The 23,315-nt window shown below is 34.3% G+C and carries 15 protein-coding genes, 2 tRNA genes and 1 CRISPR repeat array (1 of these 18 only partly in view); of the genes, 2 read left to right on the top strand and 15 right to left on the bottom strand.

All coding sequences use genetic code 11. From position 1 onward, the window contains the following. Window positions 1–3,154: a CRISPR direct-repeat array (repeat unit 30 nt; unit sequence ATTTAAAATCCAATATGGATAGATTTATAG) (it extends 4,707 nt beyond the left edge of the window). A 185-nt stretch (window positions 3,155–3,339) separates the two neighbouring features. The 9 genes from cas2 to I2E21_RS03970 all read right to left on the bottom strand — a co-directional run bounded on the left by cas2 (window position 3,340) and on the right by I2E21_RS03970 (window position 12,339). Continuing rightward, on the bottom strand, window positions 3,340–3,618 hold the full coding sequence (gene cas2 / locus I2E21_RS03930) for a CRISPR-associated endonuclease Cas2 (protein WP_195410483.1): 279 nt from the start codon (window positions 3,616–3,618) through the stop codon (window positions 3,340–3,342). A 3-nt stretch (window positions 3,619–3,621) separates the two neighbouring features. Further along, complete coding sequence (cas1b, locus tag I2E21_RS03935; RefSeq protein ID WP_195410484.1) at window positions 3,622–4,614, bottom strand: type I-B CRISPR-associated endonuclease Cas1b; 993 nt, start codon at window positions 4,612–4,614, stop codon at window positions 3,622–3,624. A 9-nt stretch (window positions 4,615–4,623) separates the two neighbouring features. After that, window positions 4,624–5,121 carry a CRISPR-associated protein Cas4 gene (gene cas4, locus I2E21_RS03940; protein ID WP_022234507.1) on the bottom strand — a complete coding sequence of 166 codons (498 nt, stop codon included), beginning with the start codon at window positions 5,119–5,121 and terminating at the stop codon, window positions 4,624–4,626. A 9-nt stretch (window positions 5,122–5,130) separates the two neighbouring features. Then, on the bottom strand, window positions 5,131–7,338 hold the full coding sequence (gene cas3 / locus I2E21_RS03945; RefSeq protein ID WP_195410485.1) for a CRISPR-associated helicase Cas3': 2,208 nt from the start codon (window positions 7,336–7,338) through the stop codon (window positions 5,131–5,133). Between the two features lie 10 nt (window positions 7,339–7,348). Further along, entirely contained in the window at window positions 7,349–8,413 is a 1,065-nt protein-coding gene (gene cas5, locus I2E21_RS03950) for a CRISPR-associated protein Cas5 (RefSeq protein ID WP_195410486.1), read from the bottom strand. Between the two features lie 12 nt (window positions 8,414–8,425). Beyond that, window positions 8,426–9,304 carry a type I-B CRISPR-associated protein Cas7/Cst2/DevR gene (cas7i, locus tag I2E21_RS03955; protein WP_195410487.1) on the bottom strand — a complete coding sequence of 293 codons (879 nt, stop codon included), beginning with the start codon at window positions 9,302–9,304 and terminating at the stop codon, window positions 8,426–8,428. An 18-nt stretch (window positions 9,305–9,322) separates the two neighbouring features. Further along, window positions 9,323–10,717 carry a type I CRISPR-associated protein Cas8a1/Csx8 gene (gene cas8a1 / locus I2E21_RS03960; RefSeq protein ID WP_195410488.1) on the bottom strand — a complete coding sequence of 465 codons (1,395 nt, stop codon included), beginning with the start codon at window positions 10,715–10,717 and terminating at the stop codon, window positions 9,323–9,325. Beyond that, a complete protein-coding gene (cas6, locus tag I2E21_RS03965) occupies window positions 10,717–11,457 on the bottom strand; it encodes a CRISPR-associated endoribonuclease Cas6 (RefSeq protein WP_195410489.1) in 741 nt (246 codons plus the stop codon). The genes cas8a1 and cas6 overlap by 1 nt, the downstream gene beginning before the upstream one ends. A 675-nt stretch (window positions 11,458–12,132) precedes the next feature. Next, window positions 12,133–12,339 carry a sugar transporter gene (locus I2E21_RS03970; RefSeq protein WP_022234500.1) on the bottom strand — a complete coding sequence of 69 codons (207 nt, stop codon included), beginning with the start codon at window positions 12,337–12,339 and terminating at the stop codon, window positions 12,133–12,135. A gap of 413 nt (window positions 12,340–12,752) precedes the next feature. Here I2E21_RS03970 and I2E21_RS03975 point away from each other — a divergent pair. Next, window positions 12,753–12,826: transfer RNA gene (locus I2E21_RS03975), tRNA-Gly, on the top strand. A 701-nt stretch (window positions 12,827–13,527) separates the two neighbouring features. Here I2E21_RS03975 and I2E21_RS03980 read toward each other — a convergent pair. Then, window positions 13,528–13,612: transfer RNA gene (locus I2E21_RS03980), tRNA-Leu, on the bottom strand. A 185-nt stretch (window positions 13,613–13,797) separates the two neighbouring features. Between I2E21_RS03980 and I2E21_RS03985 the strand changes: the two genes are divergently transcribed. Continuing rightward, window positions 13,798–14,445, top strand: a complete 648-nt coding sequence (locus tag I2E21_RS03985; protein WP_022234499.1) for an HAD family hydrolase — start codon at window positions 13,798–13,800, stop codon at window positions 14,443–14,445. 2 nt (window positions 14,446–14,447) lie between these two features. Here I2E21_RS03985 and I2E21_RS03990 read toward each other — a convergent pair whose 3' ends face one another. From I2E21_RS03990 to I2E21_RS04010, 5 genes are all read right to left on the bottom strand, one after another. Further along, a complete protein-coding gene (locus I2E21_RS03990) occupies window positions 14,448–14,636 on the bottom strand; it encodes a FeoB-associated Cys-rich membrane protein (RefSeq protein ID WP_022234498.1) in 189 nt (62 codons plus the stop codon). Window positions 14,637–14,719: 83 nt separating this feature from the next. Continuing rightward, window positions 14,720–15,931: a cofactor-independent phosphoglycerate mutase gene (locus I2E21_RS03995; protein WP_195410490.1), complete on the bottom strand. Its 1,212-nt coding sequence runs from the start codon at window positions 15,929–15,931 to the stop codon at window positions 14,720–14,722. A 21-nt stretch (window positions 15,932–15,952) separates the two neighbouring features. Further along, window positions 15,953–17,071, bottom strand: coding sequence for a peptide chain release factor 2 (gene prfB / locus I2E21_RS04000; RefSeq protein WP_195410491.1), 1,119 nt, complete (start codon window positions 17,069–17,071; stop codon window positions 15,953–15,955). 134 nt (window positions 17,072–17,205) lie between these two features. Further along, window positions 17,206–17,415 carry a hypothetical protein gene (locus tag I2E21_RS04005; RefSeq protein WP_195410492.1) on the bottom strand — a complete coding sequence of 70 codons (210 nt, stop codon included), beginning with the start codon at window positions 17,413–17,415 and terminating at the stop codon, window positions 17,206–17,208. Between the two features lie 84 nt (window positions 17,416–17,499). After that, on the bottom strand, window positions 17,500–23,256 hold the full coding sequence (locus I2E21_RS04010; RefSeq protein WP_347708276.1) for a DUF3320 domain-containing protein: 5,757 nt from the start codon (window positions 23,254–23,256) through the stop codon (window positions 17,500–17,502). Between the last annotated feature and the right edge of the window lie 59 nt (window positions 23,257–23,315).

Raw genomic sequence — 23,315 nt, forward strand, 5'->3', positions numbered from 1 at the left:
TCTGGCAGGATTTTAAAAATCTTCTCACTATTAAATTTAAAATCCAATATGGATAGATTTATAGCGTTCGGTGTTTACATTAAATATTATAACACCATAATTTAAAATCCAATATGGATAGATTTATAGTCTGAACTGGGTTGAGTAGTTGTTCCAGCAGAGTTAATTTAAAATCCAATATGGATAGATTTATAGTTTGACACAACGATATTTGTAGTATTAAGTTGCTTATTTAAAATCCAATATGGATAGATTTATAGTCTTTAAATCTTTAATCTTGTATCTGACAAGTTGATTTAAAATCCAATATGGATAGATTTATAGCCGCAAGTCAAAAATATTGTGCCAGTTGCCGTGCTGATTTAAAATCCAATATGGATAGATTTATAGAAAACCAAGATTATCGACAGAATTAACCTTGTGCTATTTAAAATCCAATATGGATAGATTTATAGAAGTGCAATAGTGGACGAATGTTGGGATGTCGTTTATATTTAAAATCCAATATGGATAGATTTATAGGTTGTCTTGCTGTTGAAAAATTTTGCCTTTACTGTATTTAAAATCCAATATGGATAGATTTATAGTCGCCTGAAAGAGCAAGAGGGTGCTCTTTCAATCTATTTAAAATCCAATATGGATAGATTTATAGTCATCATTACCCCACGATAACCGATTAATTTTACATATTTAAAATCCAATATGGATAGATTTATAGTTATCAGCTTTCCTGACGACGATATTCCCAACATCACATTTAAAATCCAATATGGATAGATTTATAGAGCCGTCCTTTTCAGGATTGAATTTGTTGTAATTGAATTTAAAATCCAATATGGATAGATTTATAGTTAACTGAAAATCTTTCTTTGTGTAACTTTCAATTATTTAAAATCCAATATGGATAGATTTATAGTGCAGAGATATACTCTCAAGTCATATAAACTTATTTATTTAAAATCCAATATGGATAGATTTATAGCAAGAAAACGGTTTTAACGCAAAGGCTTTTTTGAGTATTTAAAATCCAATATGGATAGATTTATAGTTTCGCCTGAAAGAGCAAGAGGGTGCTCTTTCAATCTATTTAAAATCCAATATGGATAGATTTATAGTTTTGAAAAACTTTCGGAAATGCAGAAGAGAATCATATTTAAAATCCAATATGGATAGATTTATAGACAAATATAACTATAATCAATTTTTGCTATATTCCATTTAAAATCCAATATGGATAGATTTATAGTACAGTTAACAAATATTGTATATATTTTTCAGAGATATTTAAAATCCAATATGGATAGATTTATAGTATTTTATCAATCTGAGCAGTTGCGATAACAAAATATTTAAAATCCAATATGGATAGATTTATAGTAATCGCCAATAAAAAATCCTTCTTCCGTTTTTAAATTTAAAATCCAATATGGATAGATTTATAGTATTGATAGAAAGCAAGCCGATTATAATGTTATAATATTTAAAATCCAATATGGATAGATTTATAGCCCGTCATATTTACATCAACGGCGCAATTTCCCGTTTATTTAAAATCCAATATGGATAGATTTATAGACAAGTTCAAAAGTCTTTTTGATTGAAATTTTTTTATTTAAAATCCAATATGGATAGATTTATAGAGAAAATTGTTATGCTATCGGAATTTGACAAGTCAGATTTAAAATCCAATATGGATAGATTTATAGAAAATATTGCTGAATATCAATTAATGTTTGCAACGTATTTAAAATCCAATATGGATAGATTTATAGTATACACCATCGTTAGTTTATGAAGCTATAAGCGATATTTAAAATCCAATATGGATAGATTTATAGCCTGTCCAAATATATCATATGTTTAACTTCTTTGTATTTAAAATCCAATATGGATAGATTTATAGATTTCAACACCCGAGGCGGTTGTTTTCAGTTCAGGGTATTTAAAATCCAATATGGATAGATTTATAGCATTGGGTGTACATCTGCACCGCATTTTTCACACTTATTTAAAATCCAATATGGATAGATTTATAGGCACAAGGCACATATACAGATCTGCAAGATAGATACGCATTTAAAATCCAATATGGATAGATTTATAGCAAATGACAAGGGATATATAGTAAAATATTCTGAATTTAAAATCCAATATGGATAGATTTATAGGACATTCGGGTAGAGAATGTTCGTCTGCAGCTGTGATTTAAAATCCAATATGGATAGATTTATAGAGCAAATCTTGTCTTTGCTCTGTACCCATTACCTTCATTTAAAATCCAATATGGATAGATTTATAGGTTGCGTCAATGTTCTCCCAGCGAGCCATCATCGGCATTTAAAATCCAATATGGATAGATTTATAGCTCGATGCGGATATGATTTTCCGACAGCAGAGCGAAATTTAAAATCCAATATGGATAGATTTATAGCGGCTACACTCAAGTATGCACACTTGGTGACTTTCTATTTAAAATCCAATATGGATAGATTTATAGTCTGACCTGCTGGAGGCGTGCAGGTGAGAATACCTGTATTTAAAATCCAATATGGATAGATTTATAGTTAGTGCAATTTCCGTAAAAATTTTCTGAATTAAAAATTTAAAATCCAATATGGATAGATTTATAGAATTATAGGAATTTCGTCTGAATCTTACGAATGAAATTTAAAATCCAATATGGATAGATTTATAGTCAAATATTGCAGGACGAAAGAAACAAGCTATTTCATTTAAAATCCAATATGGATAGATTTATAGCAAAGCTGCAGGTAAATGCCTTGGCGTAACTATCAAATTTAAAATCCAATATGGATAGATTTATAGGATTGAGGAATTGCTTCCGTTTATAGCTCAACTTAATTTAAAATCCAATATGGATAGATTTATAGTCATTGTTGAGCGTGAAATCTTTGAACACCTCAAGCATTTAAAATCCAATATGGATAGATTTATAGACAAGGCACATATACAGATCTGCAAGATAGATACGCATTTAAAATCCAATATGGATAGATTTATAGATATTAAGGAGTTATAATTATGAAATGTTCAGTTATATTTAAAATCCAATATGGATAGATTTATAGTTTGCTATGCTGTGCGTAAAATGTATATGTAATTTATTTAAAATCCAATATGGATAGATTTATAGCCGTGGGATAAAAGGATAAGTAATCATCGGCATTTTTCTGTGCTGTTTTGTCGATATACCAAATATTTATCAAATACTACTGCCATTTCAATATATCAAAAGCAACTATACCGATGATTACTTGATTTTTAGGTTCTGTCAACCTGCCGGGGGTTTTGTGCTATGTCAGGTCGACAATAAAAGCGTTACAAAAAATTTGATGTTTTATCATCCGTTTTTCCAAGAAAATCTTTATTCATCCACCGTTCTTCACGGGTATGAAACATTATTACCGAATCCTTGTCTTTTCTGATATAAACATCAAGTTCTTTTTGCAAAGCAAGTGAGTTTGCTTTACTTAAGTTTCCTTCAAAAACAGAGTTTTGAATATGTACAAGATATTTTTTGCAAATCTTAAATACCTTTGGAAGTATTTTTCTGCCCCTTTCATCACATATTATATCATATACAAGAATTACATACAATATTTACCACCACATTTCAAAGCCTTTATATTCTTTTTCTCCTATAATGTGCTTTATCAGTTTATAAAGTTCAAGTCTGATTAAGAATTGATAAGAAACATTTTTATTAAGTTCTTTGTGAAAAATAGTTGTCTTTAATTTTTCGTCAAATTCAGATGTAATTATTCGTGACGCTCTTTCGGTAAGTTGCAAACCGTTAAGTCCTTCTACAAAACTGCTTTCTGTTATTTGTTTTCGATTAAGCAAAGAAAAGATCAGACGATCCGCAATCAGCGGTTTGAAAATTTCCGAAACATCAAGTGCAAGAGAATATCGCCTTGTACCCGGCTGATGAAGATAGCTTATTGTAGGATTAAGTTGGGTTTTATAAATTTCCGCCAGAGTTTTTGTATATACAAGAGAATTGACATATGAAATAAGGCTGTTAATCATATTGTCGGCAGGATGATAAACTCTTTTATCAAATTCAATATTTTGATCAATAATTACATTCCACGCTTTGTAATATTCCTGACGAATATTGCCTTCAATTCCCATCAACTCTTCTATGGTTTCTACATCTGCAAGTTTCCTCCTCAAATTTTCAATAGCAGCCATTTGCTCTGACACATTCTTGCCTCTGCCGTTGTAGTATCTTAAGTTTCTGTAAATATTATAAGACGCAGCAACTATAAATTCTCTTGCTATTGATAATCTGTTTGAATAGTCGCCGTAAGCAAGCACTTGCTTAACCAAAAGCTGACCTGCAAGTTTTGTTTCCTTTGGGCAAAAACTTCCTATGTAAAATTGATAGTAATTGAAGAAATGTACAAGTATTCCGTATTTTGAAAATAAGTTCAGCAATTTAGATGTAACCGTTATTTCATTCATAATATAAATTTTTTTAATATTTTCTATCGGAAGATCTTTTACATTTCCGTCAATTGCAGTAAATCTTAATGTGTTGTCTTTTTGAGTTAAATTGCCTGACGAATATATGTAATAACTTTCCTGCATTTTATCACCTCAAATACAGCACAAATCATAGTAAGCACATGATTTGCAAATTCTTTTACTTTTAAATTTTGGCGGCAAAGCAGCCGATATAATTTTTACTATATCAGCTGCCGCACTTTCAAGCTCTCTTTCATCTTCTTCGCTAAGTTCAACATTAAGACTTTGCTTTAGCAAAGGATAATCAATTCTGCCTTTTATTCCCTCTACCCCACGCTTTTTCAGATAATAAAGATAGTATTTAAGTTGAGCAATACCCGCTTCCTCTATCTTTCTGCTTTTCTTTACCTCATGTAAAAGTTTATGCTCGGTAATAAAATCAATATTGATTGTGTTGTCGATCATAATATGTTTTTTCTTTTGCTTATAAGTGGTTTCATCTATAAGTTTTCCGATTTTGACATTTTCGTTTTCACTTTCCATTGCCAAACCGTTTGAAAAATACCACAGCTTTCTTTTACACACATAGTAATAATAAATATGCATACCCGAAATATTATTTTCGTCCATAATCATACCTCATATAAAATTATCAGGTTCTCCGTTATCATCAGATTTATCTTGCTTTTTGGTTTTCTTTTCCTTATCAAATCTGATGCCGCATTCGGAATCATAACTGCTGTTAATAACAGGTAATTCAGTATATGGCATTTTTAATTTTTTTATTTCGTAATCGTCAATTCTGAATTTAGGTACGGAAACCGTGAAGCCAAGTATTTCTTCGTTTGCTTTAAGTTTATCATCTCTTGAATAAGTATCTGATTTTAAAACTTCCAAAGCTTTTTCTATGGCACTCTCATTTTGATTATAAACATCAATCGGCACAGCGTCACTTCTGTCAATACTTCTTATTCCATCTTTTTTAAGAGAGAGATAATCGACATTTTCTTTATAATATTTATAAATTTTACGATATTCTTGAAAATATTTTGATTTTTCGATTTTTTCAACCGAAAGGTACTCATCTATAAGTTCTTTTTTAAGAACTTCAGAGATAATTCCGTCAACGCTTAAAATTGCCTGTTTTGACAACGAATGAATAGCATCGTCAACAAAACGATGTGCATTACCTTGAATTTCAGTAAATACAAAACAATTGTAAGATGAAAAGTCTTTATTACCCTTTCTGTTTACTCTGCCAAAGCGTTGGAACAGGGAAAATAAATCTGATAACTCGGTAATAAGAATATCAAAATCAATGTCAAGACTTGCTTCGACTACGGATGTTGAAATCCATATTTCAGGTATATTCATACTTTCGTTAGTTTTTTCAGAGGCTGCCAAAATCGCATTTTCTTTAGTTTTTCTGTCATTTTTTGTAAAATTGGAATGAAACAGATTTACACTTGCGTTAATATCCGAATTTTTTATTTCGGTGTACATCTTATTTGCAATATCAATTGAATTGCAAACGACAAGATATTTTTTTACTTTATCGCATATTGTATCATCAAATATTTTTATAATATCGTCAGACTGCAAGTTTTTTTCATATACTTTTACATTATGCCTTAGCTTTCCTTTATCAGAAAAATCGGATGTTTTTACATCTGTTCCGAGTATTTTTTCAATCTCGTTTCTTACAAACGGAGGCAAAGTTGCGGTAATTACAGCCACTTTACCACCCAAAGTATGAATCATCTCAATTGCATAAATAATTGCAGCCAAAACATCAGGTGAATACATCTGTATCTCATCAATAATAAACTTTGAATATGACGCTACCGCAAGTTTGTATTCATAACCTGCATATTTCAATGCAAAGTCAAATATCTGATCAGGCGTACAAATTGTAATCGGAAGTGCAAGCTGTTTACTGCATTGTGCATACGCAAAATCATAATTTTTTCCGCTAATTATTGAATCTTCCAAATAATAGGATTTCATATCGGAGTGAACAAGTGCCACTCTTTCCTTGTAATCTTCGTGCGAATTATCTCCGCAAAGTTTTTTAATTCTTTCGTACATCGCATTGATAGCTGTTTTTAACGGCAAAACGAAAAAACATTTATTGTCCCCGCACCAAAGCAATCCCGCCTCGGTTTTGCCCATACCTGTAGGTGCTGTTACAATTAAATTGCTGTCGGTATTTTTAATGCAAAATTCTTGCAATTCATTGTAATGTATATTTCGGGTATTTTTCCAATTGTTTAAAGAATCAGTCAAAAAATCGTTGACCTTTTCGCAGTCAAGACCTGCACTTGCACTGTAATCGCATTTATGTAAAAGACCTTTTAATAAAACAGCGTATTGTTTTTCTTCATCAGAAAGTTCGGTTTCAAATAAATCTTTGATTTTCTTAATATTCCTCTTCATTTTATTGTAAGAGTTTGTATCAAAGCCAAATTCAGCAAGGAATTTTTCTATAAGCTCACGGTTTTCTTTAAACACTGTAACAGGAGAGTCTTTGTTATAGTGATGATAAAGCACAGCAAAATATACACTTACAGGGTTTATACATTCTGATTTATCAATAAAAAAAGTTGAAAGTATATTATGGGGAATTTCTTGTTCAGGTTGAAAATTTCCGCCTTTAGTAATTCTTTTTTGAAATTGAGAATTTGCCTTACCGTTATCATGTTTTAAACATGAAACAAGTAAATCAGAGTATAAATCATCAGATTTTATATAGCCGAGCTTATAGAGCAGTTTTGCCTGCTCTATAAGCTCATTTGAATGTTGTCCGATTGTTTTGTCGGGTTTTGCAAGTTTATCTTCTATATTCATTACAAATACCTCAAGCTAAAAACACTGAATATATACCGTTCTCGGTTTTGTCAAGCATTATGCCTTTACAACCGTTTTCAATATAGTTAAGTTGACAGAAAATAATAGGTACACGATTAAACACTCGTTTTCTCATACCGCCCTTTAACTGCACAGTTTTGTAATCCTTTGGCATTAAATATTTTGTACCGCCTGTGTATCCGCCTTCCGTTTTAGAGATTATATCCATATCGTCTTTATTAATTTCGAGATACTCGACAGGCATATAAACATCAAAATCAGCTTCTCCGTAATCGACATCTTCGTCAACATCAAAAAGCTCTGTTTCCGTACACTCAAGCACTTCTACAAAATCCTCTCCTCTGCCGATTGCAGTAAGATTTCCGATATTATCCATAATATCATTCATAGTATTTTCATCTGCAACTATATGAATGATAAGTTCAATATCGCAGAGAAGTTCATAATACTTAGGGCCTTTTGCAAGCGTTCTGAAATGGGAATACGGAATAGTATACTTTACCTTTTCGTACTCATCATACACAGCCTTTATATGCTTAATACGCTTATCAAATTCTTTTACTTCTTCGGCAGAAATATTTTCATCGGCTTTCATTTCTTTGAGCCGAGTTTTCATTTTATTAATGATTTTTTTATGCTTGTCTATTCTGCGTTTTGTACGCTTTAAAAAGCGGTATTCTTCAAGCAATTTTTCATTAATTACATTAATTGTAATGCCTTTTTCAAAGCTGTTTCCTTGAGCCTTTTGTGCAGTAGCCACAACCTGATATGCACTTGAAAGCATCTCGGGATTTTTCATTTTTACAAGCAAATTTCTGTCATCATTAAGACTGTTAAGAAAACAATCGTCCTTATACATTTTTGTTTTTAGAGAACCGTACTTTCCCTGTACGCTTACTTGCATAGGATGATAAGATGTATAACCGCAAGCCTTATGAAGTGCTCCGATAACAGTTGAATACGGCGGTAAAGGAAATGTCATACGGTTTTGTACAGTTTCTTCTTTTTTGTAATTTGCACTGTTTTGTTTTATATGAAGTCTAATTGCTTTCATATTAATTCCGCCTTACTCCGAAAAATACTCTTTAACCTGACCTCTGAGATTTTCAAAAAATTCTGTCATACTTACTGGATTAAGTTCTCTTACAATTTCGTCCTCGTTTGAAAGCTCGCCGTTACGCATAAGTGCACAGCTGTAACCCTGCGCAAGTTTTTCCTTGACAGGCTCAATAATAAGCTTTTTTCCTGAAACAGAAACCGCATTCTCAAAGATGTGGGTTTTGCGTGGTGAAAGACCGCCTACCACAAAAATCGGCTCTGCGTTATCAAGATTTCCCTTAACGACAAGTGAAAGATTTTCTACTGCGTCAATAAGAGCAATTACTCTTTCACACTTTTCGGCGTTATCTGCCTCTGCACCAAAGTTTTCGTCCTTACCGATTTTTTCAAGGTCAATTGTAAGACTGTAAATTTTAGATGATTTGTCATATTCATACTGATAAGGCATAAGACCGCAATCCTTTGCATTGTTTTGAACATTTAAACCGTGTGCCATAGCATAATTGGTTGCAAGGTAAAGGTTATTGTGAAAACGGGCATCATTAATAAACGGCTCTGTAGCAACAGCGTCTGTAAGATAGAAAGAACTGTTACGGATGTATGTAACATCTTTTGTTGACATATATCCACCCTCAAGCGCACGGCATGTTGCGGCATTTACATCTTCATTAACAAGTTTTTGCATTGCTCCGTCGATTGATGTCTGTAAATCATCATAAAAACCCGACTGAACACAGATAGCGTTTTTAAGGCTCTCACGACTTCTTGTAGCGTACTCTTTTCCGCCTCTGAATACCTTTTGTACACTTGAAATATTACCGAGGCTTTCGCCGTAGTTGCTTGTCATATTTGCGATTACAGTTAATGTTAATGCTTTATTTTTCATAATAAAATCTCCTTTATATTAGTTATTTTTTGAGCTTACTTCAATTAATGCGCTTGCAAAAGCAAATGCAAGATCTTTATTTTCTTCCGCATTTTCAAGAAATGTATAGAAAAATGAAAATTCCATTCCGACATAAGCAGACAAACTAAGTATAATCTCTTTTGCTCTGTCGTAATCATGTGCGCAAAGAGCACTGATTATTTTTTGCTTATATGAATTAATTTTATTACTGCTTTTCATTTCAATTAGTTTTTTAGAAGTTAAAAATCCACAACTTTTTGCTGACTTAATTTCATCCATAATATCATTTCCTTTCCAAGATACATTTATGTCTATTAGCATATCAGTTCTGCTTTTTATATAGCCTTTAACGGCATTATCATCAAAATAAAACTTAAGCATCATTAAAATTACATCGTCAAGCAACACATTGTTAAGACAACGCATATAAACTTCTTTCTCAAGATTAAACCAATAATCATCATTGATTTTTTTGACAAAGTTTAATGATTTCCCCGATAATTCTCTTAACTTTTTTAATCTTTCAAGTCGCACAAAGAATGTTTCGTAATAAGCCTTATCCTGTGATTTTGATATAATTTCAACATCATAGCTTATATAATCCTTTGAGTTTTGCAAAACAAGCATTAGTTTGTTTTTGTCGTCTTTATTTTCTGTACTGCTAAGTTGATTTGAAAAAGCATAGTTTGTTTGAGTTAAAGACTTAACAGAAAAATTGTTATTCACAAAATAAGTTTCTCTCATATCAGAATTTGAAAAAGCAAACGGTATAAAATCAAATTCTAAAATATCATTGCTCTCAAAACTTTCCTTTGAAAAACAAAAGCCGAGATTACTTGTTTTTCTGTCTTTGTCAACATTGTAGCCTCTAAGTCTGCAAGTGCTGTTATCTTCGGTAAAAATAAGTCGTTCATTGCAGTAATTCTTATAAAGGTTATTGCCGTTTTTAAAGATATTCTTTATAATTTCCGCCCTGTTTTCTTCAATGGTTGAAATAAAAATATCTTTATTTGTTCCGTCGAATTTTGTTTTGCCAAGCAACCCTTTAAGAACTGTTTTGCTCTTAACAAGGTCGTTTACCAATTTAATTTGTTCTTCACTGAATTCTTGACTTTCGAGAATGTTTAAAATATTTTTGTGAGTCATATATTTTTCAAAATAGTTCTCTGCAAACTCAAGATATTTTTCTTCTGTTATATCTTCACTTTTGTAAATAATACCGTCAAAGCCGTGGATATAATTATCGGGCTTTTCTTCAACATCATAGAGGACTTTGTAATCAATTCCAAAGTAATCAAAATATTTACATAAACCGACAACGGCTGCTGCAAACCTCCAATCGGTAGGCTGCAGCAAAGTGTCATAATCAAAGTAATCAATCTTTGTTTTCATTAATTCGGTTCACCTCCCTCCGATAAAAGCTCGGCAAAGCCAAATCCTGCGGATTTTCGTGAACCTATACCGCTTTTCAGCAGATAATTAATAACCGATTTATCGGCATTAATACTAAAACTGCCTAAACTGCATTCAATGTAGTTTTTGTAGTGATAAACCACTGTTTTTTTTGCGTTTAACGGTTTAATTTCAAAGTTTGAAATTAACTTCTCGTCAAAACCGCTTTCAACAAGCTGCTCTTTAATTACCTGTTTTGCAATCTCCGTAAAATCCGGATTAGCAACCGAAATATACTTATCCGAATTATTCTCGGCTTTATGTAATCTGATACACAAAGGGCTAAGCATTTTCACAACAGCGGATGATGAAGTAACATTTTTTTCCGGCACAAGATTAACACTGACAAGTTTCATTTCGTTGCCGAGCGGAGCGGGAATCGGCTTGTCCTTTTGCTTTATAAAAGCAGACATAAAAATACATCCCGTATTATAGTCAGCTGTTGAAAAAGTAATGTTTAGTTGATTTTTCCCGAGTTGAATTTCCGTTTTAGAAAACTTCGGCATAGGCAGATTCACCGCAAAAGTAAAATTTCTGCGTTCCGGTGTAAAATAATATTTTTCATAATATTTTCCCTCGGCAATATCTGACAGTGACCGTTTAAAAAACGAAAGCATAATTCGTCGATAATCAATCGGCAGCTTATTGTTTTGCAAATGAAATCGCAATAAGATTTTCATATTTACCTCCATTTATTATTTTAATAGTATTAGATTTTGTTATTAGAGTTATGATATTTCACAACTCTAATTACAGTATAGCGTTCACAATTTTGTTTGTCAATACCTAATATATATTTTCTAAGAAAATTTTTTATAAATAAGCTTATAAATACATTTATTTTTATAAATTTAGTACATTTGATATTTACAATTAATTATGATATAATTTAATAAATCTTTCCAAAATGGATTTTAAATAATATTTATTTACACCACTTTTTTAATCTATCCAAATTGGATTTTGTCTTTACCATACTCTTTTGTCAAGGTGAACCCGTGGTATTTCTCGTTTTTTCCTCAAAAATCCGAACTTCACTTTGGCAATTTAGGTTTGTCTTTACCATATTATAACATTTTCACTGTACCATAATCCGTACTTTGAATTTGATTTATAAAAAAGATAAAAGGCTCTCGATAAAAATTCGAGGGCCTTTGCTTTTTAAAATCATATTTCGTTATATATGTTGGAGTAATGTTTATAAATTATGATTTACCGGAATATTTTGCACGGCAATTATAAAAGTTTGGTCAAACTTTTATAATTGTGACGGTAGGGAAACAAAATTTATCTCCATTTTTAAATATTTAAATCATTCTATGCTTTTTCCATCTGCCTGACAAATACCTTGCAAGCTATGCTGCAGCACGAGCATACCAATCAACAAACATACCGATCCATACACCTAAAACACCCATATCAAGAACCATAACAAGTATATAACTGCAAACTATTCTGAATATCCACATTGAAATCATACTTACACCGAGTGAAAAGTTTACATCTGTACGCTTGCACAATTTAAGATATATTTCTTTGTATATTCTAACATAATAACGCATTTATTTAAATATACAGATGTATTTTTAGTATATTATTACTATTAAAAATTAGCCGCTTGTATATATAATACTATTTGAGATATTATATTATATTATAAATTTTTTATAAATGTGGTTTTAAATCAAAGTTAATATTCACAACTTTGATATTTGGTATTTTCTGCTATTTTTCTGTGTTACCAACATTTTATAATTGATTATCAAAGATATAATAAGTTATCATTCAGAAAAATTATAAGTAAGTAATTTGTATAAATGATATTATATATCTTGATGTATGTTAAAATTATAATCATGTTAAACTTAGAGTTTAATATAAAACAGTTAAAATTTTCTTAAAAATTTTATAATCTGAAATTAACGCTTGACAAATATTATCTGTAATGATATAATACTATTTGTTATATAGATAAGCGGATGTAGTTTAGTGGTAGAACTTCAGCCTTCCAAGCTGATCGTGTGGGTTCGATTCCCATCATCCGCTCCACAAAAGGTGCTGTAAAGAAACAGCATATTAAAAAGCCGAGATTCACGAAAAAGTGAGTCTCGGTGATTTTTTTGCTTGCATTGCTGAATATTGTATCCGGACAATAATCGGTCGTTACCCTTATTTGCATTGGCAGTTATCTTTGTTCCGTCTATGTAGATATGCGACATATCCTGCTTTCCTTAACAGCAAGGTGATTATTTAGATCAATATGATGAAAAACCTCGTTAAATGTATATACCGGATCAGAAATTTCTATTATTTTTTCAATTTCCGGTTATAATTTTAATTGATACGGTGTATAATGTACCTTGTTGATGTGGTTTTTCATTGATAGTAAATTATATCACAAAAACGACTGCATTCCTACCTTTCGATTAGAATGCAGTCGTTTTTTATTTGGGCTGTTTTTTACAGTTCCTTTTCTTAACGGTCGCCTCAAGTTCCGTTATTAATTTACTTGTAAAACAAAAAACAGATTAACAAAAAGCTAATCTGTTTTTATGGTGCGAGTGACGGAGTGAAAAAAATAAGTACACTTTCTGCCTCGTTTGATACGGCTTGTTAAATTTATAAATATCATCAACGCTCTCCCTAAAAACAGTCCACCGGACTGTTTTCTTAACGGTCGCCTTCAAGTCCCGTTATTAATTTACTTGTAAAACAAAAAAACAGATTAACAAAAAGCTAATCTGTTTTTATGGTGCGAGTGACGGGACTTGAACCCGTACGTCGTGAAACACACGCCCCTCAAACGTGCCTGTCTGCCTATTCCAGCACACTCGCAAATATTGTCTGTCGACAACGATAAATATTATATCACTGCTTACTTACTTTGTCAACAGATTTTTAAAAAAACTTTTAATTTTTAACAATTTTATTTTTTACAAAACACACCTCATGTTGACATTAATTTTAGAGTGTGATATTATCAGTTTGAAAATTTTTATAATAAATCAGGAGTAATTATTATGAAAAAAGCAATTTTATTTGATTTAGACGGAACATTGTGGCACACAAGCGATGTAATTCTTCCTATATGGAACGAAGTTCTTAAAAAGCATCCAGAAACTCAAAAGCAAATAACGCTTGAAGAAATGAACAGCTATATGGGCAAAACTATTGAGCAGATTGCAAACATTATGTTGCCGGAGCTTAGTGAAGAAAACGGCGTAAACATTATAAAAGAATGTTGTGCCGTAGAAGTTCCGTATCTTGAAAAGTCAGGCGGTCATTTGTACGATAACCTCGAAGATGTGCTTAGCAAACTTTCCGAAAAATATTTTCTCGGTATAATCAGTAACTGTCAGTGCGGTTATATTGAATCATTTTTGAAAGCTCACAAACTCGAAAAATATTTTTCTGATTTTGAAATGTCAGGCAGAACCCAACTCACAAAAGGCGAAAATATCAGCCTTGTTATTAGCAGAAATAACATTGATTGTGCTTTCTATGTTGGCGACACTATCGGTGATCAAACAGCGTCAAAAGACGCAAAGGTGCCGTTTGTATTTGCCGAATACGGTTTTGGCAATACAGAAAATCCCGACTACACCATTCACAATTTTTCCGAACTTTTAGAAATCAGCGATAAAGTATTTGCAGATTCCGAAAAATAATATTAATTATCTTTTACAGAATTATTCTCTGTATTATCTTCGGTTTCGTTTTCTTTGACTTTGTAATAAATAATTGTCGGCTTGTTGGACTTACCGTTCTTTTTATTATGGTTTATATACATTATTACAAACACTACGGCAACAAGTGCAATTATGATTACAGCGGTTACAATTAATATAAATTCACGCATAAAAACATCCTCACATTTTTATTGATTAATTCAATTATAAATGTGAGGATGTAAATTTTTTAATGAATTATGTAGACGAAAAATTATTTTGTAAGAAAATAATTCATCATAGTAAAGCCTTTTTCAATGTAGTTGCCTGTTTCTCTTGCTTCTTTTTCGCAGAATACTTTTACACCGCTGTTAATCTCATTTTTACTGTCATAAATAAGATACGGAACAGGAGTAGAAGTATGTGTACGGATAGAAAGCGGAGTCGGATGGTCAGGACATACCAAAACAGCAAAATCATCGTAGCCCTTTAAAAATTCAACTACAGGACCGAGAATATGCTCGTCTATCATTTCAATAGCTTTTACCTTATTTTCAATTTCACCACGGTGACCGCACTCGTCAGGAGCTTCAACATGTATATAAACGAGATCGGCGCCGTTTTTAAATTCTTCAATAGCAGCCTTGCATTTACCGTCAAAGTTTGTATCAAGGTAACCTGTAGCGCCGTCAACATCAACACTGTTCATTCCTGCACAGATTGCAATACCTTTTAAGAGGTCAACAGCAGAAATCATACTGCCCTTTATACCGAATTTTTCACTGAAATTATCAAGTAAAGGCTTAGTACCCTCGCCCCAAAGCCAAATTGAGTTTGCAGGGCGCTTGCCTCTTGCTATTCTCGCCTGATTTACAGGGTGATCCTTTAAAAGGTCATAGCTCTTCTTCATAAGGTCATAAAGCTCATCAACAGCCTCACCCTTTGGAATGTAATCTGTAATTACCTTGCCTGTAATATCGTGCGGAGGTGTAAGCACACCGGGATGCGGATTACCGTTGCTCCAAACAAGGCAATGACGATAAGATACGCCCGGATAGAAACGGAATACATCATTTCCGAGTTTTTCCTGAATATACTCAATAAGAATCTTAGCTTCTTCCGAAGAAATATCATCGGCGCAATAATCAAGAATTGTTTTATTTTCGTAATCTTCATCATCTGAAAGAGTAACAAGATTACATCTTAAAGTTACATCTGTATCCTTTAAATCAATACCGATGCTTGCAGCCTCAAGCGGAGAACGACCGCTGTAATATACGGCAGGTTCATAACCGAGTACCGAAAGGTTTGCTACATCGCTGCCGGGTTTTAAGCCCTCTGCTACAGTCTTAACAATACCGACCTCAGCCTTTGCGGCAAGGCTGTCCATACAAGGCTTGTTTGCCTTTTCCATCGGTGTAGAATTTCCAAGTGCCTCGTTTGGCTCATCGGCCATACCGTCACAAAGCATTACCAAATATTTCACTTTTATCTACCTCTTTAATGATTATTTTTGCAATGTGCCAAGACTTGCACATTTGAGATATGCGTTAATAAATCCGTCAATGTCACCGTCCATAACAGCCTGAATATTACCGGTTTCGTATGAAGTGCGGTGATCCTTAACCATTGTGTATGGCATAAACACATAGCTGCGGATCTGACTGCCCCATGTGATTTCTTTTTGAACACCTTTAATGTCTTCAATTTTATCAAGGTGTTCTCTCTCTTTAATTTCCATAAGTTTTGAAATAAGCATTTTCATAGCCACATCACGGTTTTGATACTGGCTTCTTTCAACCTGACTTGCTACAACAATACCTGTCGGAATATGAGTAAGACGAACGGCAGATGAAGTCTTGTTGACTTTCTGTCCGCCTGCGCCGCTCGCACGGTAAACATCCATTTTGATGTCTTCGGGAGCAATATTTACTTCAATGTTATCGTCCATTTCAGGCATAACCTCAAGAGAGGCAAAACTTGTGTGTCTTCTGCCCTGCGAATCAAAAGGAGATACTCGTACAAGGCGATGAACGCCTGCCTCGCTCTTTAAGTAACCGTAAGCGTTTTCACCCTCAACAAGAAGAACGGCACTTTTAAGGCCCGCCTCGTCACCGTCAAGGTAGTCAACTTCTTTTACTTTAAATCCGTGAGCATCTGCCCAACGGTTGTACATTCTGTAAAGCATTTCCGCCCAGTCCTGAGCCTCTGTACCGCCCGAACCTGCGTGAAAAGTAAGAATTGCATTGTTCTTATCATATTCGCCTGTAAGAAGAGTTTGAAGTCTTTGCTTTTCAAGACTTTCTTTAACTCCCTCTGCCTCGTTTTCAGCCTCTTCAAGAAGCGAAAGATCCTCTTCCTCATTTGCAAGTTCAATCAAAGCACAGGTATCTTCATACTTAGCCACCAAAGCCTCGTAAGCCTCAACCTTACCTTTTAGTGTGCCTGTACGCTGTAAAACTTTTTGAGATTTTTCTACATCGTCCCAAAACCCCGGTTCGGTAGCTTTAAGCTCAAGCTGCTGAATTTCAGAAAGCATACCTTTCATACCGAGAGCGTCTGACAAATCGTCAATTTCAGGTTTAAGTGCCTGAACCTTTAACAATAATTCCTCAAATTGTACCATAAAATATACCATTCCTGTCTTAATTTGATATATAGCTCTAAAAATCAGATTACTATTTTACATACAATTTTATTATAGCAAATTAGCCGATAAATGTAAACTGTTTTTTATAATAAGGAATTTGTGTAAATAATTTATTCCCGCTTTCCCGCCGCATATTCTCCCGTATTAACATCAGCGTCTTTAAAATGCGCTATATAATTTTTAGGCATAAAACCTGCCGATAATTTATAATAAGAAAAACATTCGGTTTTGCCAAGATGTTTTTCCATTATTTCATTCATTACCGACTGCTGCGGCATTTCACATTTTTCTTCAAAAAGCAAATGCACAAAAAACATCATACCGGGTTGCGGCGCTTTTTCATTGAGATTTTATTGAAAAATCTTTTCTTCATTATCCGGCATTATATTTTTCCTATCTTGTAATTATGTTTTATCTGTAATTTTTCCGTCCTGCGATACAACAAGTTTGCCGTTTTTGATTGCGTTATCGACAGCAAAACCGACCGTTGTATCAATAAGCGTGCCTGTTCTTGTAAAACCGAACTTTTTGGCACTTTCTTTAATAAGGTCAGATTTTTGCATACCGCCTTGTTCGCTCAAAACTTGAATGACTGCATTTAATATTTCTTTTGAGGAAATATCGTCAATATTGCGCCTATTCTCGTTTTGCTCCGACACACGATAAACATTGTATTCATCAGGTTTTTGTTCGGGCTGCCATACGAATATCACCCCGTTGTCAGAGGTTTCGGAGTGCATTATTCTGCCGAGAATACCGTCAAGTATCGCCTCTGCCCTGTTACCCGAGCGAGAAACACCGTAAGCCGAAAGCACACTTTTGTACAATGCTTTTTTACTTATCGGTGCTTGAACAGAGATAATTTTAAACATCAGCTTTTGAATTTCGACCTCTGCCGCTGCTGTATAAAAGCTTTCAGAACTTCCGAGAATTTGAGAATCGACTGTTTCGTACTTTCGCTGTCTTGTCTGTTCAATCTGTGTTGATGTATCAATTTTTTCAAATTCTAAATTTTGAGTTTTGTTTTGCTCTGAAATTTTTTGCTTGGTATTTTTGCCCAAAATCGCATTTTCAATTTCTGATTTAATCTTTTCAATTACACGAGCCGAATCATCGAGCCAATCAAGAGTCCATACACGCATAATTTTCCAGCCAAGACCTGCAAGCACATCGGGCTGTAATACAAATCTATCTTTAGATGTTGCGGAATTTTTGCAGTTTTCACCGTCGGCAAGAATACCGAGCAGATAACTGTCGGGATTTTCAGGGTCAACGATACCAATATCAATCTTGTATTCCGAACAACCGATATTGCAGTTCACCTTATAACCGAGTTTTTCTATCTCTTTGGCAATTTCTTCAATAACTCTATTATCGTTATGAACAGAAACTTTGCCGTCGGGTATAACAATATTTCGGTTCTGTCCCGCAAATTTCAAAAAGCCTTTAAGCCCTTCAACGCCGAGTGCTCTTGTGCGTGACAAATCAATCTGCTCGGGAGTAAGAGTGGAATAAACAATCATTTCCTGTCTTGCTCTTGAAATTGCAACATTAAGTCTGCGCCAACCGCCGTCACGGTTAAGCGGGCCAAAGTTCATAGAAACTTTGCCGTCCTTATCGGGACCGTAGCCGACTGAAAACAGAATTACATCTCTCTCATCGCCCTGTACATTCTCAAGATTTTTAACAAATACGGGTTCTGCGGATTCGTTGTCGTATTTTTCAAGTTCGGGCTTTTTAGAAAATTCATCGGCAAGCATATCTTCAATTAAATTCTGTTGAATAATATTAAAAGTTACAACGCCGATACTCTTTGTACGCAGTTGTTCATCGGATAATCTGCGGATAATTTCATTTACCACAGCCTCTGCCTCGGCTTTATTCTGCTTTGTACCGCCCTTATCATAGTAGCCGTCAATGTGTACAAGTTTAACCGCCGACACTCTGTCGTTCGGCGACGGGAATGTATAAAGTTTATTATCGTAATACTTCATATTGCTGTATGCGATAAGACTTTCGTGGCGAGAACGGTAGTGCCATTTTAAGTACATCTGCGGCATTGAAATTGAAAGGCAGTCATCAAGCAAACTTTCGAGATCTTCGTTTTCTATGTTTTCTTCATCAATTCTGTTTGATTTAAAGAAACTTGTCGGCGGCAACTGATTAGGGTCACCGACTACCACAACATTTTCACCTCTTGCAATCGTGCCGACAGCTTCGCTTGTCGGAAGCTGTGATGCTTCATCAAACACCACAAGGTCAAATTTAGGAAATGACGTGTCAATGTATTGTGCAACAGAAATCGGGCTCATAAGCATACACGGGCAAAGTCTGCGTAATAATGCAGGGATTTCGTTAAACAACTTTCTTATCGACATCATTCTGCCGTTGCTTTTTATCGCTCTTTTAAGAATACCGAGTTCGGAAGACGACGCACCCGCCGAACCCGATACAGGCACTTGCGCCGACAAGGTTGCCACAAGCTCCTGAACAGTAAGCTGAGAATACTCGTCTATTAATGAATGGTATTCCTTTATCGTCTGCTCAAAGCTGTTACTTCTGAATGTGCTCAAGCTCTCATCAACAGAAATATATTTGAGTGCAAGCGCATAATACACATTGCATCTGAAAGCGTCAACTGCATTTTCCTTATTAACAATACCGCTTTCAACCGCATTACAAATACACTCAAGCTGTTCGTTTGCAAGCTGTTCACGCTTAGCGTTATATTCCGTAACCGCATACAATTTGTCAATATTCTTACTTATATTATTAAGAATATTTCCGGTGCGGTTAAGCCAATTGTCGCTCTGCTCATTATCAATATTAACTTTGAAAATGTCGGAAAATTCATTCCATTTTAATATATAATTTTCTGCACAATTAACATCGTTTCCAAGCTGTGCAAGATTAATATTCTTAAAAGCATTCAATATTGTTCTGATTTCATTATAGTTATACACACTTATCGCATTGTAGACGGAATCGGTTTTATCAATTGCCTGTTTAAAATCAGAACCTAATTCATTAAGTATATACCTAAGCTCATTACCGCAAGTCATATTATCATTGTGCAATTTATTAAAATTAATAAGTCGCTGATACCAATTGATAATATTTTCTTTGGTAACGGCATTTGGCATAACACAAAATGTTGCAACTTCTTTCAAAAGTTTTTTCTGTTTTGAATGTCTGCTAAGTATCCAACTTGATTGAGCGACATTCCATTCATTAAGAGCCTGAATACAGTTATACTCATAAATACCGCTTGTAAACACTTTTTCAATCTCTTGTTTTTCTCTGTTTTCGTTACAAATGCTTTCATAATAATTATTCAGCTTTTGACTTACCGCATTGTAATTATTTTCAAGAATAAGGCTTGGTGAAAAAGCCGAAGGAATAAGCAACGCTCTGCAAAGATTTAAAATGTTTTTGATTGATTTTTCACTTAATTCGGCATTGATATTAAATGTACCGAAAATTCTTTCAATGCACGATTTTGCATTATTATATAGATTAAGCAAATTTACACAATCCGAATACAGCTTTTCTCTTAACGGTATAGAATATTCCGTAAGAGAAATATTTTTAAGCGGGTTATTAACTATATCACCTACACCGTCAACAGAATTTTTATAACTTAAAATTAAAGATAAAAGCTGTTCTATTCTGTCATCATTAACAGTGTTAATAACTTCTTGCGGAATTGTTATTTTATTCTTAAATTCGGCACAGGTTTCATATTGTTCTATAGCGTCATACACGGAAATTCCGCTCTCGTGCTTTTTATGAAGTCCGTCAATTACAGAATTCATACTCACACGCATAGCTTTCAGCCTGTCTGCTGTTGCTTTGTATTTTTCGGGGTGCTTTATTCTGCCGACTTCAAGTGATTTTTCGAGTTGAGAAAGCACACTGCTTTTGCTCGCCTTATTTGAGTGGAGTTCAAGGCAGAACGGAGCAAGACCGATATTTTCAAGTCTGTGTTGAACCACATTAAGAGCCGCCATTTTTTCTGCGACAAAAAGAACAGATTTACCGTGATAAAGCGCATTTGCGATTAAATTTGTAATTGTCTGCGACTTACCTGTTCCGGGAGGTCCGTGAAGTACAAAACTTTTTCCCTTTGCCGCCTCTGCAATGGCAAGCATCTGTGAAGAATCTGCGCTCAACGGTATTGCAAGGTCATCGGGTGCGATGCGTTCATCAAGTTCAGACACCGTCAGCGGATTTTCTTCCTGCTCAACAGTAATTTTCTTATCAACAAGACCTGCAACAACCTTATTTTGCATTAATTCGTCGGCACGGTTTCTAAGGTCACTCCACATTACAAACTGACCGAACGAAAACTGTCCCAAGCAAGCCGTATCCACAACATTCCAACGCTTTTTGTCAAGAATACAATTACGAACCGTATTGAAAACAAGCGGAATGTCCGTACCGTGCTCGTCCTCGGGCAGTGGGTCAAGGCTCGGTATTTTCAGTTCGAAAATCTGTCTTAAATACTCAATTAATGTAACATTAATCTGGGTTTCCTCTTGTCTGCTTCTCAATAAATAGCCTTTATTATGCGAACTTTTTACAAGCTCAACAGGAATCATAATAAGCGGTGCATAGAGTGGCTTTTCCGAAATATCGCTTTCGTACCACTTTAAAAATCCAAGTGCTAAGAAAAGTGTGTTTGAACCGTTTTCCTCTATGCTCGACTTTGTTGTTCTGTAAATATTTTTCAGAGTTTTTTCAAGTTCTTCGTCGTGCATAACCGCACAAAGTCTTTTGCTTTTAAACTCTTCGCTTGCAATATTTGTTGCAAGGTCATTTTCGTTTTCTATCTCATAAAGCCTTGCATCTCTAAGCGACGCCGTCCATTCGCTCGGCAATTCCCGTATTGAAAAAGATACTCCGTCTGCAATACTGTCCTCAAGAGCGGCAAGATCATGAGTTAAAATCGGCAAAGAGTTTTTGGTAATTTTGAAATTTAAAAGTGAGTTTCTCAAACTGAAATCGAGCAGCTTTCTCTCCCATATCTGTATTCTTGAAAGCGAACTTTCCTCATATCCGATTACACCTGTACCGCTTCTGTTAAGTTTTTTAGGTGCAGCTGCCTGATAATCAGAAACCGAAGCAACCGTCCCGTCATAACCGCAAATACTGTTGCTATCTATTTTTTGCGGAATCGGTCGCAGTCCTCCCGCTCTTGCTCTTCTAACATCAACAGCACAAATAAAATTTTCCGAATCTGACAGATTATTTTTTCCGTGCTTTACCGCTCTGTCAAAATCAATCTTTTCTCCCGCCGTAAAATCCGTACATTCTACAAGCAAAATATCTTCATTTCCGCGTACCGTTCGTTTGTCTATAGCCGAAAAATCATCAATTACACAATCGGCAAAAGTTTCCTCTTCAAGGCGGCAGCCGCAGTATGCGTGACCTTTTTTTATCATTATTAAAGGGAAAAGTCCTGCCGCCTCAAGACAAGACGCATATGTAACCGCAAGGTCAATGCAAGTACCTTGTTTCTGCTCAATTACAGAATAAGGAAGTCGCACACGCTGACCTGCTTTTTCAAAACTTGCAGGCGGATTATTATACACAATATTTTTTGACTGTAAAGCGGCATAAACAGCAGCCATTTGCAGTTTTACAACATCTGCATTGCGGCTCTGATAACCTGTTATGCTCGGGTCTTTTCCCCATTTTCTTAAATAATCGGTTGCAATTTTAAGGATGCCCGAGATAGCGGGATGATTAGGTGTTACAAAAGCCGCAATCAGTTCAGGCATTATATAGCAGCCGCTCCACTCATCATAGGCAAGCAAATCAATATTGTCACCGGCATTTACAAGTTCTTCTTCGCCGCATAAAAGCTGTACGCTGATCTGTGCAACAATTCTCTCTGTCAGTGAGAACAGAAACTCCGTAGATACTATAATATTAACTGGACTTACCTCAATTTCGGTATGCGGAGGTAAAACCTCAATTCTATGTGTAAACGGCTTTGCAAATTCAGGTTCAAAGGAAATTTTTAACATAATATCTTTAATTTCCTCATCGCTGTTATTTTTTATCGTTACGCTGCGCACAAGCGGAACATAGTTTTGCTGCATTGCAAAATTCATTGCTCCAAAGGTTACCACTTGTACGCTCACTTTATCATTCACAAGTAATCCTCCTTGCTCAAAAATTTTAACATTTTCATTATATCAGATTTACCAATTTA

The sequence above is a fragment of the Ruminococcus sp. BSD2780120874_150323_B10 genome, from assembly GCF_015553695.1.
GTDB classification, from domain to species: Bacteria; Bacillota; Clostridia; order Oscillospirales; family Acutalibacteraceae; genus Ruminococcoides; species Ruminococcoides intestinale_A.

Coding starts and splice junctions, on each gene's coding strand:
- cas1b (WP_195410484.1), bottom strand. CDS start 4,614: ATGCAGGAAAGTTATTACATATATTCGTCAGGCAATTTAACTCAAAAA.
- cas4 (WP_022234507.1), bottom strand. CDS start 5,121: ATGGACGAAAATAATATTTCGGGTATGCATATTTATTATTACTATGTG.
- cas3 (WP_195410485.1), bottom strand. CDS start 7,338: ATGAATATAGAAGATAAACTTGCAAAACCCGACAAAACAATCGGACAA.
- cas5 (WP_195410486.1), bottom strand. CDS start 8,413: ATGAAAGCAATTAGACTTCATATAAAACAAAACAGTGCAAATTACAAA.
- cas7i (WP_195410487.1), bottom strand. CDS start 9,304: ATGAAAAATAAAGCATTAACATTAACTGTAATCGCAAATATGACAAGC.
- cas8a1 (WP_195410488.1), bottom strand. CDS start 10,717: ATGAAAACAAAGATTGATTACTTTGATTATGACACTTTGCTGCAGCCT.
- cas6 (WP_195410489.1), bottom strand. CDS start 11,457: ATGAAAATCTTATTGCGATTTCATTTGCAAAACAATAAGCTGCCGATT.
- I2E21_RS03970 (WP_022234500.1), bottom strand. CDS start 12,339: ATGCGTTATTATGTTAGAATATACAAAGAAATATATCTTAAATTGTGC.
- I2E21_RS03985 (WP_022234499.1), top strand. CDS start 13,798: ATGAAAAAAGCAATTTTATTTGATTTAGACGGAACATTGTGGCACACA.
- I2E21_RS03990 (WP_022234498.1), bottom strand. CDS start 14,636: ATGCGTGAATTTATATTAATTGTAACCGCTGTAATCATAATTGCACTT.
- prfB (WP_195410491.1), bottom strand. CDS start 17,071: ATGGTACAATTTGAGGAATTATTGTTAAAGGTTCAGGCACTTAAACCT.
- I2E21_RS04005 (WP_195410492.1), bottom strand. CDS start 17,415: ATGATGTTTTTTGTGCATTTGCTTTTTGAAGAAAAATGTGAAATGCCG.